The organism is Rossellomorea sp. LjRoot5 (genome assembly GCF_964253455.1).
GTDB lineage: Bacteria > Bacillota > Bacilli > Bacillales > Bacillaceae_B > Rossellomorea.
Genome location: NZ_CAXUQN020000001.1, coordinates 1,154,853 through 1,172,059, shown reverse-complemented (window position 1 = coordinate 1,172,059; position 17,207 = coordinate 1,154,853). Strand labels below are relative to the sequence as shown.

At 44.8% G+C, this 17,207-nt stretch carries 15 protein-coding genes; 1 reads left to right on the top strand and 14 read right to left on the bottom strand.

The window, feature by feature from the left end:
- Positions 1-41 precede the first annotated feature (41 nt).
- The 9 genes from ACSQ2E_RS05930 to ACSQ2E_RS05890 form a co-directional block, all read right to left on the bottom strand.
- On the bottom strand, positions 42-782 hold the full coding sequence (locus ACSQ2E_RS05930; RefSeq protein WP_435989696.1) for an MBL fold metallo-hydrolase: 741 nt from the start codon (positions 780-782) through the stop codon (positions 42-44).
- 11 nt (positions 783-793) lie between these two features.
- A complete protein-coding gene (locus ACSQ2E_RS05925; RefSeq protein WP_435989695.1) occupies positions 794-1,603 on the bottom strand; it encodes a carbohydrate ABC transporter permease in 810 nt (269 codons plus the stop codon).
- A 15-nt stretch (positions 1,604-1,618) separates the two neighbouring features.
- Complete coding sequence (locus tag ACSQ2E_RS05920; RefSeq protein WP_435989694.1) at positions 1,619-2,509, bottom strand: carbohydrate ABC transporter permease; 891 nt, start codon at positions 2,507-2,509, stop codon at positions 1,619-1,621.
- A gap of 90 nt (positions 2,510-2,599) precedes the next feature.
- The gene (locus ACSQ2E_RS05915; protein WP_435989693.1) at positions 2,600-3,874 is read right to left on the bottom strand and encodes an ABC transporter substrate-binding protein; all 1,275 of its coding nucleotides are present in this window, start codon (positions 3,872-3,874) and stop codon (positions 2,600-2,602) included.
- A gap of 250 nt (positions 3,875-4,124) precedes the next feature.
- Positions 4,125-4,640: an MgtC/SapB family protein gene (locus ACSQ2E_RS05910; RefSeq protein ID WP_435989692.1), complete on the bottom strand. Its 516-nt coding sequence runs from the start codon at positions 4,638-4,640 to the stop codon at positions 4,125-4,127.
- A 659-nt stretch (positions 4,641-5,299) separates the two neighbouring features.
- Positions 5,300-6,346, bottom strand: coding sequence for a DUF4030 domain-containing protein (locus tag ACSQ2E_RS05905; protein ID WP_435989691.1), 1,047 nt, complete (start codon positions 6,344-6,346; stop codon positions 5,300-5,302).
- Entirely contained in the window at positions 6,333-6,848 is a 516-nt protein-coding gene (locus tag ACSQ2E_RS05900) for an RNA polymerase sigma factor (protein ID WP_435989690.1), read from the bottom strand. Before ACSQ2E_RS05900 ends, ACSQ2E_RS05905 begins: the two co-directional genes overlap by 14 nt.
- A gap of 813 nt (positions 6,849-7,661) precedes the next feature.
- Complete coding sequence (locus tag ACSQ2E_RS05895; RefSeq protein ID WP_435989689.1) at positions 7,662-8,366, bottom strand: GNAT family N-acetyltransferase; 705 nt, start codon at positions 8,364-8,366, stop codon at positions 7,662-7,664.
- A 13-nt stretch (positions 8,367-8,379) separates the two neighbouring features.
- A complete protein-coding gene (locus tag ACSQ2E_RS05890; RefSeq protein ID WP_435989688.1) occupies positions 8,380-9,489 on the bottom strand; it encodes a mandelate racemase/muconate lactonizing enzyme family protein in 1,110 nt (369 codons plus the stop codon).
- Positions 9,490-9,575: 86 nt separating this feature from the next.
- Between ACSQ2E_RS05890 and ACSQ2E_RS05885 the strand changes: the two genes are divergently transcribed.
- Positions 9,576-10,826, top strand: a complete 1,251-nt coding sequence (locus tag ACSQ2E_RS05885) for a transcriptional regulator (protein WP_435989687.1) — start codon at positions 9,576-9,578, stop codon at positions 10,824-10,826.
- Positions 10,827-10,831: 5 nt separating this feature from the next.
- On the opposite strand, the gene nhaC is transcribed toward ACSQ2E_RS05885, so the two are convergent.
- The 5 genes from nhaC to ACSQ2E_RS05860 all read right to left on the bottom strand — a co-directional run bounded on the left by nhaC (position 10,832) and on the right by ACSQ2E_RS05860 (position 17,202).
- Positions 10,832-12,250 carry a Na+/H+ antiporter NhaC gene (gene nhaC / locus ACSQ2E_RS05880; protein ID WP_435989686.1) on the bottom strand — a complete coding sequence of 473 codons (1,419 nt, stop codon included), beginning with the start codon at positions 12,248-12,250 and terminating at the stop codon, positions 10,832-10,834.
- A 123-nt stretch (positions 12,251-12,373) separates the two neighbouring features.
- Positions 12,374-13,474 (bottom strand): amidohydrolase, encoded by a 1,101-nt coding sequence (locus ACSQ2E_RS05875; RefSeq protein WP_435989685.1) that lies wholly within the window; start codon positions 13,472-13,474, stop codon positions 12,374-12,376.
- Between the two features lie 104 nt (positions 13,475-13,578).
- Positions 13,579-14,106 carry an AAA family ATPase gene (locus tag ACSQ2E_RS05870; protein ID WP_435989684.1) on the bottom strand — a complete coding sequence of 176 codons (528 nt, stop codon included), beginning with the start codon at positions 14,104-14,106 and terminating at the stop codon, positions 13,579-13,581.
- Positions 14,107-14,135: 29 nt separating this feature from the next.
- A complete protein-coding gene (locus ACSQ2E_RS05865) occupies positions 14,136-14,366 on the bottom strand; it encodes a hypothetical protein (protein WP_435989683.1) in 231 nt (76 codons plus the stop codon).
- Between the two features lie 718 nt (positions 14,367-15,084).
- Positions 15,085-17,202: a heavy metal translocating P-type ATPase gene (locus ACSQ2E_RS05860; protein WP_435989682.1), complete on the bottom strand. Its 2,118-nt coding sequence runs from the start codon at positions 17,200-17,202 to the stop codon at positions 15,085-15,087.
- Between the last annotated feature and the right edge of the window lie 5 nt (positions 17,203-17,207).

Genomic DNA, 17,207 nt, shown 5'->3' with positions numbered 1-17,207 from the left:
ACCCAAGGAATCTCCTCATCTTTATCCTTGTCCCTCTTCATTTACATGTGTTGGGTCATCAAGTCTTCACCGATGATGACCTTAGATGTCCCGAGCTTCTCCACCTCTTCTACATACGATTCCCCGTCGGATAAGTGGACAAGAATGATTTTCCCGATTCTTTCCACGTCATATTTTTTAACAATCTCAACAAGACTGCTGTGGTTCCCTGCCACTTTACGGGCAGACGTTGCTTCATGGATTAACACATCTATATGGTCATACTCACCAATCCGTGCGTTGATTTCCGAATCGCTCGAATATACGAGCACCCGTCCGGCACATCGTACTTCAAGGCCAACAGTCGGAACCGAATGTAATGCCTTAAAGCAGGAAAATGTCATTCCTCCTCCAGACAGAATTTCCTTTTCCTCGTCACCATCAAAGGTCTCGATCTTGATTGAAAAGGCGATCGGCCACTGATCGGCTTCCATCGTCACGAGCCATTCCTGAAGCTTCCTCTCATTCCGCACGTCACACAATATCCTTAACGGCTTTCTCCTGTCCTCAAGCCACATCCCCCATAGCAAGGATGGCAACCCGTAAATGTGATCAATATGAAAGTGGGTGAACACGACTGCATCAAGCTTCTTTAAATCCACCTGCAGCTGCTTCAGCTTCCTGCAAGGATTTCCGCTCACATCGACCAGCACATGATACTCATCATTCGAGAAGCAGATGGAGGTATTGTCGCGTTCCGAACCGGGATATGCACTCCCCGTTCCTAAAAAATGAATGTCCATCAGTTCCCCTCCTATTTAATTCCTGAGTGCATAAAGCTCGATACAAATTGTTTTTGAAAAAGGAAGAAGGCAATGACCAAAGGCATGATGACCATAACCGTACCTGCAGCAACCATCCCCCACTGCGCGCCGGTTTCATAGGATTGTGCAAATAACGCAAGTCCGACGGTCAATGGGCGGGACTCCACGGAATCCGTAATGATCAACGGCCACATGAAGTTGCTCCAATGGTGGCTGACGGAGACAAGGGCAAAGGCAATATAGGTCGGTTTCGCCGATGGGATATAGACATGCCACAGGGTTTGATACCATTTACATCCGTCCATTCTTGCCGCTTCATCAAGATCAAATGGAACCTGCTTGAACGTCTGGCGCATCAGGAATACCCCAAACGCTGAAGCCCAATACGGCATCATGACGGCAAGCTTGGTATTGACAAGTCCCAGCTGGCTGATGACCTGGTAGTTAGGGAACAGCAGGATTTCAGGCTGAATCATGAGCTGCAGCAGGAACAGGATGAACAAGACATTCTTCCCGGTGAAGTTCACCCGTGCAAACGCATAGGCTGCAAGGGTAACCGTGACGATCTGGACGATCAACACGCCAAACACGATCACAAATGTATTAAAGTAATATTGCAAAAATGGTGCCGTCTCCCATGCTTGAATGTAGTTCTCAAACGTTGGATTCGTGACCCAGAACGGAAAGCCTCCATTAATCACTTGATTCCCCGGAGAGAAAGAAGTGATGATCACCCAAAGCAGGGGGATAAATGAAAGGATCCCTAGAACAACAATGATGCCATAGTTCAATTTTTTCATCGTCTCTTCCCCTCCTTAATAATGGATTTTCCGGTCAAGATATAGATAGTTGAAGGCGGTGATACTGAGCATGATGACGATCAGGATCACGGTCAGCACCGCGGCTTTACCAAGGTCCCAGTTCGTAAACGCCGCTTCGTAAATATGGTAGAGTAATAGATTACTGGCATTATCCGGTCCACCTTTGGTCATTATGTACAGGTGGTCGACGTTTTTGAATGAATTCGTAATCGCCACGATCATGACGAACAGCGTCGTCGGCATCAGCAGAGGAAACGTGATATGCCGGAACATCTGAAACGGTTTCGCTCCTTCCATCTCAGCCGCTTCATACACGTCACTTGGTAAATTCTGCAAACCCGCCAGATAGAAGATCATAAAGAAACCCGCATCTTTCCAGATGATCATGACAATCATCGCAACCATGACGGTACTCGGGTCCCCCAACCAGCTTGTATCCCCACGGCCGAACGTATGGAGAAAGTTATCGAGTAATCCATACTGAGGCGTGTAGATGAAAAGCCAAATATTCGCCACCGCAATGAGCGGAACGATCGTCGGATAAAAAAAGGAGGTACGGAGCAAAGCACTTCCCGCCATTTTCTTATTCAACCAGATGGCAAGATACATCGCCAGGAACAAACTTGTGGGTACAGTCCCGATCATGAAGAGGATGTTATTCAGGATAACCTTCCTGAATATTTCATCTCCGAAGACTTCCTTATACTGTTCCACTCCGGAAAATTGGAGCCTCGTCATCGGACCGCTGTAGAAGCTTAGCTGAATCGACTTGAGCGTCGGATAAAACGTAAACAATGTTAAAAAGATGAAAGAAGGTAACAGCAACCCGTAGGCGAACAGATTATTCCTTGCCCGGGAACTGAATTTTCTATGCTTCGTTGACATCGATCAGTCCCACCTTTCTTGTAAAAGGAGCCCAAGGTCAGCAAACTTCCACTTGAGCTCCACTCCATTCAATGCTTCACCTGTTGCCCTTTATTGAAATGGTTCCAACACGTCTTCCGCTTTCTTCTGTGCATTGTCCAATCCTTCATCCACAGGGCTTTGACCCGTTAAGATCGATTGAATGTTATCATTGAAGATTTTCTGTACTTCACCATTTTGATAGGTGGCGAGTTCACTTTCTGCATATTCAAGCTGCTCACGTGCAACCAGTGCAGGAGGGAATTCCTCTACATACTTCTTCAACACGTCTGTCTCATAAGCCGACTCGGTGGTGGCTACATATCCTGTATCGATGGACCACTGAGCTACCCGCTCTGGTTCAGTCAGGAACTTCATGAACTTGACGGCCGCTTCCTTGTTTGCTTTTGGCAGGTCTTTGAACAAGTAGATGTTCCCGCCGCCTGTAGGGGAACCATATTGCTCGTTCGCCGGCAGGAAGGACACACCGAATTCAAAGTCCGCATTGTTCTTCACATTCGTCAGGTTCCCCGTCGTATGGTACATCATCGCCGTTTTTCCACTCAGGAAGTCTGAAGGAACCGTTGCCCACTCAATGACGCCCTCCGGCATGATTTTATGTTCCTTCCCAAGGGATAACCAGAAATCCATTGCTTCTTTTGCATATGGAGCATTGAAATACACTTCTTTTCCATCCTGGGACATGATATTCTTTTCAGTTTGAAGAGCTAACGCCTGGAACATCCAGTACTGATAGCCGGTACTTGGAATCTCAAGACCCCACTGGTCCTTTCCGCCATTCTTCGTCAGCTTCTTCCCGTATTCCACGAGCTGATCCCAGTTTTCAGGTGGAGCTTCCGGATCAAGTCCGGCTTCTTTGAAAGCGTCCTTGTTGTAGTAAAGGACAATCGTACTGCGCTGGAACGGCAAGCTGTACACTTTATCACCAATGGAAGAGTTCGCCATGAATCCATCATAGAAATCATTCAAGTAATCTTCTTTAAACATCGGCGTCAATTCCTCAATCAAGTCATTCTCAAGCAACGTAAAAAGGTCGATGGAGAATAATACGGCAAGCTCAGGTGAATTTCCTGCCTGGGCCGACGCCATCACCTGTGTCATCGTCTCCGCATAACTTCCTCCGTATTTCGCATTCACCTTGATATCGGGATTCTCTTTCTCGAAATCCGCCACAAACCCATCCACGATCTTCGCCACATCCCCGCCAACCGCTACCGGGAACCAGAAATCAATCTCTGTCGTTTCACCTCCAGCGGTATCACTGCTGCTGCATCCGGCAAACACAACCATCAACACTAAAACGAATGATAAAAGCCTGACCTTCATGTCATTTCCTCCCCTTTTTTTCATAAAAAAACCCATGAACAATAAACTGCAGCACAAAAATGTGGCATGCATTTTATTGGTCACAGGGATTCTCCTCATCTCTACCCTTAGACTAAAACTTGTCTAATATATATGTCTGATTATTCACAATAATACAACATTAACTAAAAGTTGGCAATGAAATTCTTGGTATTTACGAATCTTTTACAAAATAAAAAGCGGGAACTGATGATCAATTCCCACCCTTCATTCATTCCTCTTTGTTATCATTTTTCTTCCGCAGCTTCGGCAGACTCATCGCCTTGATCTCCCGTTCTTCAAAGAAGTTTCCGATCCTCGTCATGATGAAGGTGACAAGGGTGGCGAAGATGACAATCGAATAAAACCCTGCCCCGATGCCGATTCCGATGCCCCCGACATAAAAGATCATCGCAGCCGAAGTGAGTCCTTTCACCCGCAGTCCATCTTTCAGGATCACACCTGCACCCAAGAACCCGAGCCCCGATACGATCTGGGCAGCAAGTCGAAGGGGATCCATCATTTTCCCGCTATCCGGTTCACTGAGCATATCGGCACCCTCGATCGAGACGATCGTGATCAACGTACACGCCACCGAAACGTACGTATAGGTTTTCAAACCGGCCGGCTTATTCTTCGATGACCGGTCCCAGCCGATGATGAACCCCAACACCGCACTCACCACGATCCGGAAATAGATGTCATGCTGCCAGAAGAAGTCTGTAATTTCATTTATGTAATGCGTCATGCCGGCATCCTCCTTTAACAAAAAAAGAGACCGCTCCACAAAACGAATCTGCCTATTATGAAAAAATCATACCGTTCGCTTTGTGAGTGTCCCTTCTATACTTACCAACGGGATTCGTTCGTTAAAATTTCTTTTTATCGTACACTAATTATTTTTTGATAGCAATGGTGTATTTAGCGGGGAGGATGTACCTGAACTCCCTCTCACCTCAAATCCAACAGTTATATTTCACTATATATATAAGTAGAACCTGCAGTAGTAAATTTGGCGAGTTTATAAGCGGAGATTTTCCGGTTATAATCAGCTTGGACCTTGTTTTTGGTATAAATAGGCGGAGGATTTCCGCTTATGCACAGAAAAGATCAAGCATTTTTGTATTTTTGAGTAAATAGGCGGAATTATTCCGTCTATTTCAGCCTTTTTTAATAGTAATAACTAATTAAGCGGAATTATTCCGTCTATTTATCAGCTCAGGTGTTTAGTCTGATCTCCCAATCGATAAGTACGACTCCTCTTTTTAAATTTCAATCATCATTTCAATTGATATATCAAAGTTAATAGAAACCTTAATATATAAAGAACGTATACCCATCACACGTCAATTCTTCACCTGAAAACGGAACTCTCAAACTTATCCGACAGCTTTAAATTTGAAACAACTATTGATTCGTTATCTCCACAAACGACTTCCCATTCTTCAACAAAAATTCAATCGTATACTCGTCACCACGAATTTGCTCTTTCGTTTCAGGTAAAGCCAAATAGTCTTGGATTGCTTTTTTGATTTCTTCAATCTGCTCTTGGGGCAGTGGTTTATCCAGATCTGTTTTTATCCACACATAAGAGTGTCCATCCTTCACTTGGTACGATAGCCCGGCCAATTGATACGTCGATTTCCCTGCCATGGCATCATAGATATCAGAAGAGATCATGGACCAACGATTATCCTGCTGACGATGCTTCAAGTTGAAAGGATCCACCTCGACCCCTTTCACATCTAGATCTTGTTGTTTTATTTCTTTTTCAATGTCTGCAATGATTTTCTTTGATTCATCAATATGGTCCGGCATATCAATGGTGACGATTGTTGAAGCGCCGGCCCCCTTCATACCTGCTAACTCATACTCAGCCTCTTCGGCATATCCATAGGAAGCGAATACTTCTTTCACTATCTCTCGTACTTGATCATATTCCTTATTTAAGCCATCGCTTCCCTCATGAGTGGGAACTTCAGGTGCTTTAATAATCTTTAATTCGTAATCGTCGTACCCGTTTTCATATAGATAATTGGTGATTTTGGATTCAAGGTTTTTTTTCGCTTGCTTTAATGTGGAATCCTTCAAAACGAGCGACACTTCAATCGTGAAGGGAGACGGTGTTGTTCCAACTGAACCTACTCGGTATCCTTCCTTTTCGACTAGTTTAAAAAGGTCAGAAGTCAAATTGGGGTTGGGTTCGCCGTCTGAAATCTGTGGAGTGATCGTGATTGGTAACACTTTTGCCACAATACTTGCCATCGTGGTTGAGTAGAACGGGGATGTGACAATAAAGAGCATACACGCTGCCGCAATCCATCCATATTTTTTAAAATGGCTCTTCTTCCTTTCATTTGTGCTCTGCATAATTTTACTTCGAAGCTGATCTTTCGATTCGTCTGTTACCATTAGCTGTTCTTCCAATTCTTTAAATGGATCAGTTGATTTCATTGATGACCCCTCCCCTCGTTAATACCTTTTCCAGTTCAACCAGCGCTCTGCTTAACGTCATTTTCACTTTACTTTCTGACCAGTTCAACACATGGGCTGTTTCTGTTGTTGAAAATTCTTTCAACTTTCTTAGAATGATGACATGTTTGTATGTTGACTTTAATTGTTGAATCGCTCTGTATAATTCTTCCGATTCTTCATTCATCTCGACGATTTGTTCAGGCAACGGCATGCCGTCTTTCTCCTCCATTGTTAGGCCGAGATAGTGTTTCAGCGGGTGCTTTTTTCTGAAATGGTCAATCGTCACATTATGTGCAATGGAAAATAGCCATGTTTTCACAGATGAATTCTGTTTGAATTGTTGTTTACTTCTATAGGCTTTCAGGAAGGTTTCCTGTGTTAAATCCTCTGCCTGTTGATAGTCTCGTACCATTAACAGTATGTAAGTGAGGATCGATTCTCCATATTGTGTAAACCATTCATTTAGTTCTTGTTGATTCAAAACTGTTCCCCCTTTCCCTCCTATACTTAGACGCAATTGGAAATAGATTGGTCACGTTTGAAGTGAATTTTTCATAAATTCCCCCAATATCGGCAGCAGCATGATCGTTTTGACAGGGTTCGTATTGTTTTCGTTATTTAAAACGAAGCATCGTATGTTCAGGAAAGTTCCATCAGGCATGCTGTCCAATGAGCCTGTGAAGACTTCATAAAGATAATAAAAATGCTTGGAAACAGATGCTCCAAGCATTTTTTAGCAATTTCTAAATACCCATAAAATAAACGACCGTCATAAGCGGACATATTCCGCTTATTGAGGAATTCTGCACGAAATATCGAGTAATAGACAGAAATATGAGACCGTCGATTAACTACTTTTAATAAATGCTCCATATTTTAGACAAATAAAAATTTAAAATTTCGTTAGGTTTCAATGATCAATTTAGTATTACCCAGAGTATCTTGACCCCTTTTTTAGCCTTAACTGTCTGAAAATCGATTTAAATGCGTCTCAAGGGGATTTTTGTAAACGATCGTGACTCTCTAGTGCATTAAAATAGCAGTTGAGATTCAGTGAGGTCAAGTAAAAGTTTCACATTTTAATTAATCGACAGTCTCAATATTCCGCCTATTTACTCTAAAAGCTTTAAAATGGACCACTTTGGCTTGCCTTAAACGGAAAAATTCCGCTTATTCCCCCTGAACCTAGCCCTATTTTGCACGATAACAGGAAAAACTCCGCTTATTAAAAAGAGGACACTGAAAGTGAAGGATAAATTTTCTGCCTCTCAACACAAACCCGCTGTTAGGCCGTTCACTGCCTCTTCACATACAACACCCTATACCCACCATCATCATCCTCCATAGAAATGCCGCGCCAGCCTTCATCCAATAAAGCCTGCTGGCCCTCGACATCCCCCATGGGAACTCTGGCAATCTCGGAGATCTCTCCCCCCTGGCCCTCTCCAACAAGTGACTTGATGAATATATAGCGCAATTGATCGACGTACTTGATTTTAAGTGCAGCGATCTCCATTCCCTGCTTGAACTTATCTTTTAAACTGGGAATATTAAAGGAAGCGACGGTGCACGCCACATAGGTGAACCTTTGATCCAGCTCCCCCAGCTCCTGCATGATCAGATGAGCCAGTGTTTGCTGGAGCCGGTTGCCTCTGTAATCAGGGTGTACATTCGAAATTTCCTGATAGATGACCCGTGGCAGTTCCTCTTCATCCAATCCAACATCCAGCCCCAGATGCTCTTCATCAATAGGGGGGACTAACAAAGCGCGGAATGCGATTAATCCCTTCTCTGTAAAGGCGCCGATCATCAGTCCGTTTCCGGTTAGTATATAGTCCAATTCCTCATACGTCAGGGGCTGCAGGTTCTTTTTTTCTGTCAACGTATCCACGACAAGCTCCTGCAGCTGCTGTAATTGGCTCATATGTTCTTTAGTTAACAAACGGACATTGTATGATTCATTATTTTTATCAAGAAATCCCTCGAATAGATGTTCCATGATTCTATGCTCCTTACTCTACGATACTCTTAAACTCCGTCAGCTCTTCCAGAATATCTTTATCTACTGTAACACCGAGGCCCGCTTTATCTGACAGTCGGATAAATGGGACGTCATAATGCAGATCTCCGATGTCCTGTGAAAATTTAATCGGACCCGTCAATTCTACACTAGTGATGACCTTTTTGGAAAAAGCCACGTGGAATCCGGCTGCTGATGCAATCGAGGACTCCACCATCGAACCGACCTGGCATTCCATCCCGGCCATCTCAGCCATGTGGGCAAGTTTGACTGCCGGGTAGATCCCGCCGCTTTTCATCAACTTGATATTCACTTTATCCGCTGCCTGCTTCCGGATGATTTCACGCATGTCACGTACGCCCTTCAGCCCTTCATCGATCATGAGGGGGATATCTGTCCTGGATTTGATCCGGACCATCCCATCTAGATCATCTGCCAAAACGGGCTGCTCCAGCCAATCGATGTTCAGCCCTTGAAGATGCCCTAGTGCCTTCAATGTCTGACTGCTGTTCTTCCAGCCCTGATTCACATCCACACGGATCGGCACGTCCGACCCGACACGTTCCCTGACCTTCCGGATTCGTTCAATATCCTGGTCGATATCGGTTCCAACCTTCATTTTAAAGGATTGAAACCCTTCCTCGATCATCCTGGCCGCTTCGTCTGCCATCGTATCAGGCTCTGTTATGCTGAGGACATGGGTAAGCTGGAATTCTTCATGATACTTACCGCCGAGCAGCTGATAAACAGGCTGATTCACTTTTTTCCCGATGGCATCATAGCAAGCGATATCGATGGCCGCCTTTGCGGTCGGGGCGTTGTAAATGGCTTTATCCATCAGCTCATGAATCCGTTCAATATGAAACGGATTCTCCCCGATCAGTTTCGGGGCTAGGGTGTGCTGAAGCACCTGAAATGTGCTTTCCCACGTTTCGCCTGTCACATGCTCATCCGCCACCGCTTCACCGTATCCAATGATTCCTTCATCCGTCTCCATTTCCAAAATGATAGAGGGCATATCGTCATAGGTATGGTAACTGATAATAAAAGGCTGTTTCAGTGGTAATCGAATGGCATACAGATTGATTTTTTTTATGATCATAAGATAAACACTCCTTAAACTAACAAATTTTCTTTCCTCTTGGTATAATGTCGTTATATAGTCGTTAATTCAGAAAGGAGATTGCCATGAAAACGAAAATCGCCCTGATCGGGTCCAGGGAGTTCATCGAATACGCCCTGACGTCCATCCCTTATGACCTGAACAGTATCGAACTGGTCCCCTATATGTACGTTGAACCTCAGGAAGCAAGCAAGCTTATGAAAGACCTCACACCTTGTGATGCCGTATTGTTTTCCGGAGCCCTGCCTTACTTTTTTTCACAACAAGAATGCCGCACACTATCCATCCCGGTCCTTTACCTGGAACAGGATGAAACGGCCCTTGTGACATCACTGCTTTATATCCTGCACCATCATAGGATCGAACCAGACCGCGTGTCCATCGATTTGATGGATCGTTCTCTCATCGCTCACGCCCAGTCAGACCTACACCTCAAGAACCCGCCCCGATATGTGAAGGATTATAAAGACAGCCTGCCCCATACCTTTAACATCAATGACTATACAGAATTCCACCGCCAATTATTTCAAGAAGGTAAAACGGAGTTGGCTTTAACGAGCATCCATGCGGTTTATGACCGGCTTGTCGAGTTGCATATCCCTTGCATGAGAATGATTGATCCTGCCAAGTCGCTCATACGTGCCATTGATGAAGCTTATTCCCAATCCCTTCTTTCTAAACGAAAAGCAGCCACAATCGCTGCTGTCCGACTTTCCGTTCAAAATTGGGAAGGTGAACATGAACGTCTCCATGAAATCGCCCGCTTGATGAACGGAACACTCCAAGAAAATAAGGATGATGCTTCCTACACAATCTACAGCAATAGGGGAAGCATCGAACATTTCCTGGAAAGCACCGGCTTCCTTGAACACCCTATTCTTGCAGGCTTCGGATACGGTCATACAGCAGCGGAGGCAGAGGCAAACGCACAGACCGCGTTGGTATTTGCCAGAAAGGTTGATCCTGATGGCTGCGCTTTTATTCTAAATGAGGAAAAAGAGTTGTCAGGACCTTACCCTGATAAAAGCAAGAAACAGCATCTGAAAAATGATACTCCAGAAATGCTGTCCCTTGCCAAACAATTAAAATTAAGTCCATCGAATTTATCTAAAATTATTCAATTCTACAAATCCCGTTCATCCCGTGATTTCACTGCGGCAGAGCTTTCTGACTACATGCGAATCACACGGCGCTCCACAGAACGAATCTTGAAGAAGCTGGTCGACAATGGTTCAGCCAAGATCATTGGAGAAGAAATGACCTATGCACAAGGAAGGCCGCGCGCCATTTATGAACTGACCTTCCCTATTTATTGACCTGGTCAGGAGGAAAGTGTGGCATCCTCCTGCTCCATTGCCTTCATTTCGGTTTCACTCAGCTTGGTAATGGTGAAGCCCGTAAAGGCATAGATGATGGAGATGATCGGCACGATAAAATTCAACACCGCATATGGCGCATAGTCAAATGCATGGACCCCGAGCGTTCCTAGAATAAAGACCCCGCATGTATTCCATGGGATGAAGACCGATGTCAACGTCCCCCCGTCCTCAAGGGCACGGGACAGGTTCTTTGAATGCAGTCCTTTTTCCTTATAGGCATCTGCATACATCCTTGAAGGCACCACGACAGAAATATACTGTTCAGAGCATGATGCATTTGTGGCAAAACAAGACACCACAGTGGAAGCCACCAGGCCTTTCGCTGTTTTAGTCACCTTAAGGATCTGGTTGACGATGGAACGAAGCATACCTGTGTGCTCCAGGATTCCACCGAAGGTCATCGCGACGATCGTCATCGAGACCGTGTACATCATGGAATCAAGTCCTCCCCGTGTAAACAGGTCGTCGACCATCGTATTGCCCGTCTCGATTACGTATCCGCTTTGAAGAGCAGAAACAGCATCCGCAAACGAATCATGCTGAATGAATACCTGTGCCCCAAACCCAAGAATGATCCCCACGATCAGGGCAGGGATGGCCGGAACTTTCCGGGCAACGAGCACAATGACAAGCAGTGGTACAATCAGTAAAAATGGTGAGACAACAAAGCTGTCCTGCAGTACCCCGATCGTTTTTTCAATGTCCTCGGTATTGACGCCGCTTTTTCCAAAGTTCCTTCCTAAATAAGCATATACAGCCAGGGCAATCACAAAGCCCGGGATCGTCGTGTAAAGCATATGGCGAATATGTACAAAAAGATCCGTGTTGGTCAGTCCCGAAGCCAGGTTCGTTGTATCTGAGAGCGGCGACATCTTATCACCGAAATAAGCCCCGGAGATAATGGCACCCGCAATCATCGGAGCTGGAATCCCCATACTGATGCCGATTCCCATGCCTGCAACACCGATTGTCCCCATTGTTGACCAGGAACTTCCGATCGCAAGCGACACAACCGCACAGATGACAGCAATCGATAATAGGAAAAGCGAAGGTGTGATCATCTTCAGACCATAATAGATCATCGTCGCCACGACTCCGCCGCCGATCCACGCACCGATCGTCAATCCCACAAGCATGATGATGACGACGGCAGGTAAAGCAAGACGAATCCCCTTATACATCGCTTCCTCTATATCCTTCCACTTGAACCCGGAGAACCAGGCGACAAGTGCAGCCGTGACTGTACCAATGATCAGAGGAATGTGCGGCCCCTGCTCCAAAACCACGATTGTAATGGCCATTACCGTAATCATGACAAGCAATGGTATGATTGCCAGCCAAAAAGACATTTCTTTCTTCATCCAAATTCCCCCTTGAAAGCACTCAGTTTTTTGACTATTCCTAATTGTCGTTAAATAGTCGCTATATGAGTATCATAAGGGCAGAAGTTGGAGTCGTCAATCCGTTTTTGGTACCGTTTACAATCAGGTTGATGCTTTTTTTAACGTCTCAGCCAATATTTTTGCCGCTTGATTCAGCGAAGAAACATTAAACGTCATGTCCGGATGATGCAGCCCGGGAGTCAAATCCGCCCCGACCCCGATCATCGCCGCTTTCACTTCGGGATGCTTGATCGTGTAAAAATGAAAATCATCACTGCCCGATGTAATGACGGGCGGAGCCAATGCTTCTTCACCCGCGATGGATATAATCGCTTCCCTCGTGATGCTCTCTGCTTCAGCAGACACTTCCGCTCCGGGTGTATAGTCTGTCCAATCATACTCAATCGTGACTCCGTACAGCTTGGCAATCCAATCGACCCCTTCATTAAGACGACTCTGTATCTCTTCCATCACCTCATTCTTCTGGGCACGTACATCGATGGCAAACTCCCCATTCCCCGGAATGATGTTTAAATTCTCCCCTCCTGCAGCGAGCTTTGTCAGTTTGGCAGAATATGATTCAAATGGAGACAAATAGATCGTTTTTAATAAGGAATGGATGCTCATCATCACATCGATGCTATTCTTCCCCTGATGAGGTCTTGCACCATGCGCATCAACACCCTTTATTTTCCCTTCCATGTAAATGCCTGCCCCATGATGAACAGAAGGCGAAAAGGACCCATAATCCAATTCTTCTCTCGGTCGCAAATGAACCCCGAATAAATACCGGACGTCCTCAAGTGCCCCTTTCTCAATCATAGTCAGCGAGCCATTCCCCTTCTCCTCTGCAGGTTGAAAAATGAAACGGATCCGCTTATCCTTTGGAGGGTCCTGAAGGCAATAAAGAAGCGCTCCGAGAACCATCACCATATTGGCATCATGACCACAGGAATGATTCGCCTGCATCACCCCGTCCACCTCTTGCCACAGGGCATCGATATCCGCGCGCACAGCCGTCACTTCATCCCCTTCCCCTATTTCAGCAATCAACCCTGTTACATCAGAAAATCTCCTGTAGCTCACATTCAGTTCATCGAGGATCCCTGCAATCGTATTCGTTGTTTCAACTTCCTTCCAGCTCACTTCCGGATGAGCGTGGAAATGAGTGAACCATTCTAGTATCTGTTTTTCAATATTCATACTTATTCTCCTTTCATTCCTTTTTCACTATGTATTCTGAGATGGGGAGGGGAAGTCCTGCTTTTGTTCAAAAAGCATGGGGCTGCACTATTACTTACGACCGTTTAATTGTCTATCACTATTTCCCCTTCTCCTTGAGGTATTTCAAAACCATTAAGATATGACACTAAAAGCTCTTCTGAAATCGGGAAGGAATTTGCATCAAAACGCTGGTTACGTACCTTAAGTCGTTCACGCAAATCATGTTCTTGAACCTTCAAATAAACCAGTATCCATTTACCGCCGGAATCCTCGATCAGTTTTTTATATCGATTCCTTCTCCCACGGTCCCAAAAACTAAAGTCAATCACCACCTGTTGTTTATCGTGGATTAACTTTATTAAACGGTTGCGTAATGTTACTTCTGCATCTTTTCTATATTCCTCAAACTTTTCCATTGGGAAATCAATCCCCCAACGACCATTCGTTGACCATATTTCTTCATCGATTGAAAGACGAACAAACCCAGATCGTTTCAATATTTGTGAAAAAGTCGTTTTACCGGAACCCGCCACACCACACATCATGACCACTAATGGGGTTACATCATTTCGTTCACGGTAAATCAGGTCAAAATTAAACGTATCAAACATTTGTGAGCCCCCATTTCAACAGGATCTGCCTAAACTAAATCGCTTATCAATGCCCTATTCGTCTTCACCAAATGCTCCGGAAGATCCTTTCGAATGCTCTTCAACCCAAAATGAAATGTCTCCGGTTTATCTTCAAGCAGGCAATCATGAAACGTAACACCTTTATTCGTAAGATTGCCAACTAACTCCTCAACGAATTGAGCCTGTGTCATCACGTCAACCGAACGATTTGGCACCTCATTTGGATTATTCTTTAGCAAATAAACACTAGATTCTTTATATGTAAGTTTAGCATACTACCAGTTCACCATTAGAAAAAATTGTAAAAACTCTTTTAATAACCCAAGTTTAGGGTGCAAAAATATAGTGTTACTATTTGTTAACATAAAGTCATATACAGTAATGTAATTTGATGCTTTTTTCTCCGGATTTCATACGTATAGAAAAGTAAGAGCCCTCCCCGCTTGGGTCGAACCAGCCCTAGTATATGTGGCAAGTTTATAAGCGGAGATTTTCCGGTTACCATCAGCTCGGACCTTGTTTTGGGGATCAATAGGCGGAGGATTGAGACTGTCGATTAATTAAAATGTGAAACTTTTACTTGACCTCACTGAATCTCAACTGCTATTTTAATGCACTAGAGAGTCACGATCGTTTACAAAAATCCCCTTGAGACGCATTTAAATCGATTTTCAGACAGTTAAGGCTAAAAAAGGGGTCAAGATACTCTGGGTAATACTAAATTGATCATTGAAACCTAACGAAATTTTAAATTTTTATTTGTCTAAAATATGGAGCATTTATTAAAAGTAGTTAATCGACGGTCTCAAGATTCCGCCTATTTTGGCTATTTTTAATAGTAATGACTAATTAAGCGGAATTTTTCCGACTATTTATCAGCTCTGGTACTTAGCCTGATCTTCCAAACAGCTGCGAAAACCCTGTAATACCCAATAAAAAAAATGAAAGGAGCAGGGATCATCCCGCTCCTTTCATTTTTTTTGACACTTTCGATTTCTCCCCAACCATCACCGTCAAACTAATCAACGTAACCAAAATGGTTGCACCCATATCAGACAGGATGGCAATCCATAGTGTCAGTAACCCTGGAATGGTTAGGAGTAATGCAATCAGTTTTAACCCCAATGCCAGGGAAATGTTGATTTTAATGATATTATTGACCCTTTTCGCAATCTTGATGGCGGAGGGAAGTTTCCCGAGGTGATCCTGCATCAGTACAATATCGGCTGTTTCAATGGCACTGTCGGTTCCCTTACCCATGGCGATTCCCAGATCTGCCGTAGCAAGAGCAGGGGCATCGTTGATTCCGTCACCGACCATGGCCACTTTCCCCTGACTTGTGAGCTCTTTTACTTTAGCGACTTTTTCGTCTGGCAGGAGACCTGCATAGTAATTGGTCAATCCTACTTGCTTTGCCACTTTTTCTGCCGTCTTGTCATGGTCTCCCGTCAGCATCACTGCCTGTTTAATGCCGGCAGCATAAAGGTCTTGGATGATTTCCTTACTTTCTTCCCTGATTTCATCCGTGATGCCGAATACTCCAAGAACTTCTGTATCGCTTGAGACGATCACAAGCGTATACCCGTTCTCTTTCAACGCTTGGATTCTTTGCTCGACTTCAGACGGAACGGAGCATTCGAGGCTTTTCTCGTTTCCGACTCTGTAGGTTTTCCCTTCGATCACGGCGGATACCCCTTGACCCGAGATGGTGTTGATGTCTTCAGGTTCCGAGAATGCCTGGTTTATTGCGTCTTCGCTGATCTTTTTCATGACAGCCTTAGCAATCGGATGTGAAGATGATTTTTCAATTGAACCGGAAATCCGAAAAAAGTTTTCTTGATCGTAGACGGTCATTTCTTCTACATAGGGATGCCCTTTGGTGAGCGTACCCGTTTTATCAAATGCAACGGTATCAATTTTTCCGAGTTGCTCTAGGAACACGCCACCTTTTACAAGGATTCCGTTTTTCGCATTGCGGGCAATTCCGGACACGATGGCGATCGGAGACGACAGGATCAATGCACACGGACAGCCGACAATGAGGACGGCCAGCCCTTGATAGAACCATTCTCCCCAGTCCCCATTGAACAGAAGGGGCGGAACAAGTATCACCAATGCGGACACGATCATGATGATTGGTGTATAATACCGGGCAAATCGATTGATGAATTGTTCTGTCGGAGTCTTGGTTTCCTGGGCCTCTTCGACTAAATGAAGGATTTTCGCAAGGGAAGAATCTTTGTATTCTTTCGAAATTCTTACCTTGAGCACTCCTTCGTTGTTGATGCTACCCCCGAAGACTTTCTCATCCTTTTCCTTTTCCACCGGCATGGCTTCACCGGTTATGGCCGCTTCATTTACTGAACTCTTCCCCGATTCGACAATTCCGTCTGACGGGATTTTCTGACCTGATTTCACAAGGACAAGGTCCCCTGCTTTCAACGAACTGATCGGTACGACCCTTTCCTTGTCCCCTTCAATCAGAATCGCTTCTTTCGGCGCGACCTTCATTAATTCCTCCATGGACTTCCTTGCCTTTTCCATGCCCATTCCTTCAAGCAGTTCGTTGACGCCGAATAGGATGGCTACAAGCGTCCCTTCTTTCCATTCTCCTATGGAAAACGCCCCTATCAAGGCAATCGTCATCAGCGTGTCGATGTTGAATTTGAGTTTCAGTATATTCTTTGCTCCCTTGATGAAGGTTGGATATCCGCTTGTCGCAGCTGCCGTCAGATACAGGATGACCGGTACCAGATTATCCAACTGCGAATCGACATAGATCGCTGAGAAAAAGATGATGGCTGACACTCCAAGCAGGATCTGCATGTGACTGCTGTTCGTATGCTCGTGGGAATGGTCATGAGCATGTTCATCCCCATGATCCTTCACGAGGACTGCTCCATCCGATGAGAGGATCTTCTCCACTTTTTGCATATCCACGCCCTTATTCAGGATTAATTTGCTGCTGTTATAGAGAATTCTCGATCCTTCTCCATTTTCAAGCTTATTGATTTCCTCTTCCATTTCTCGCGCACAATTTCCGCACGTGAGTCCTTGAAGCTTATATTCGTCCATCTTGA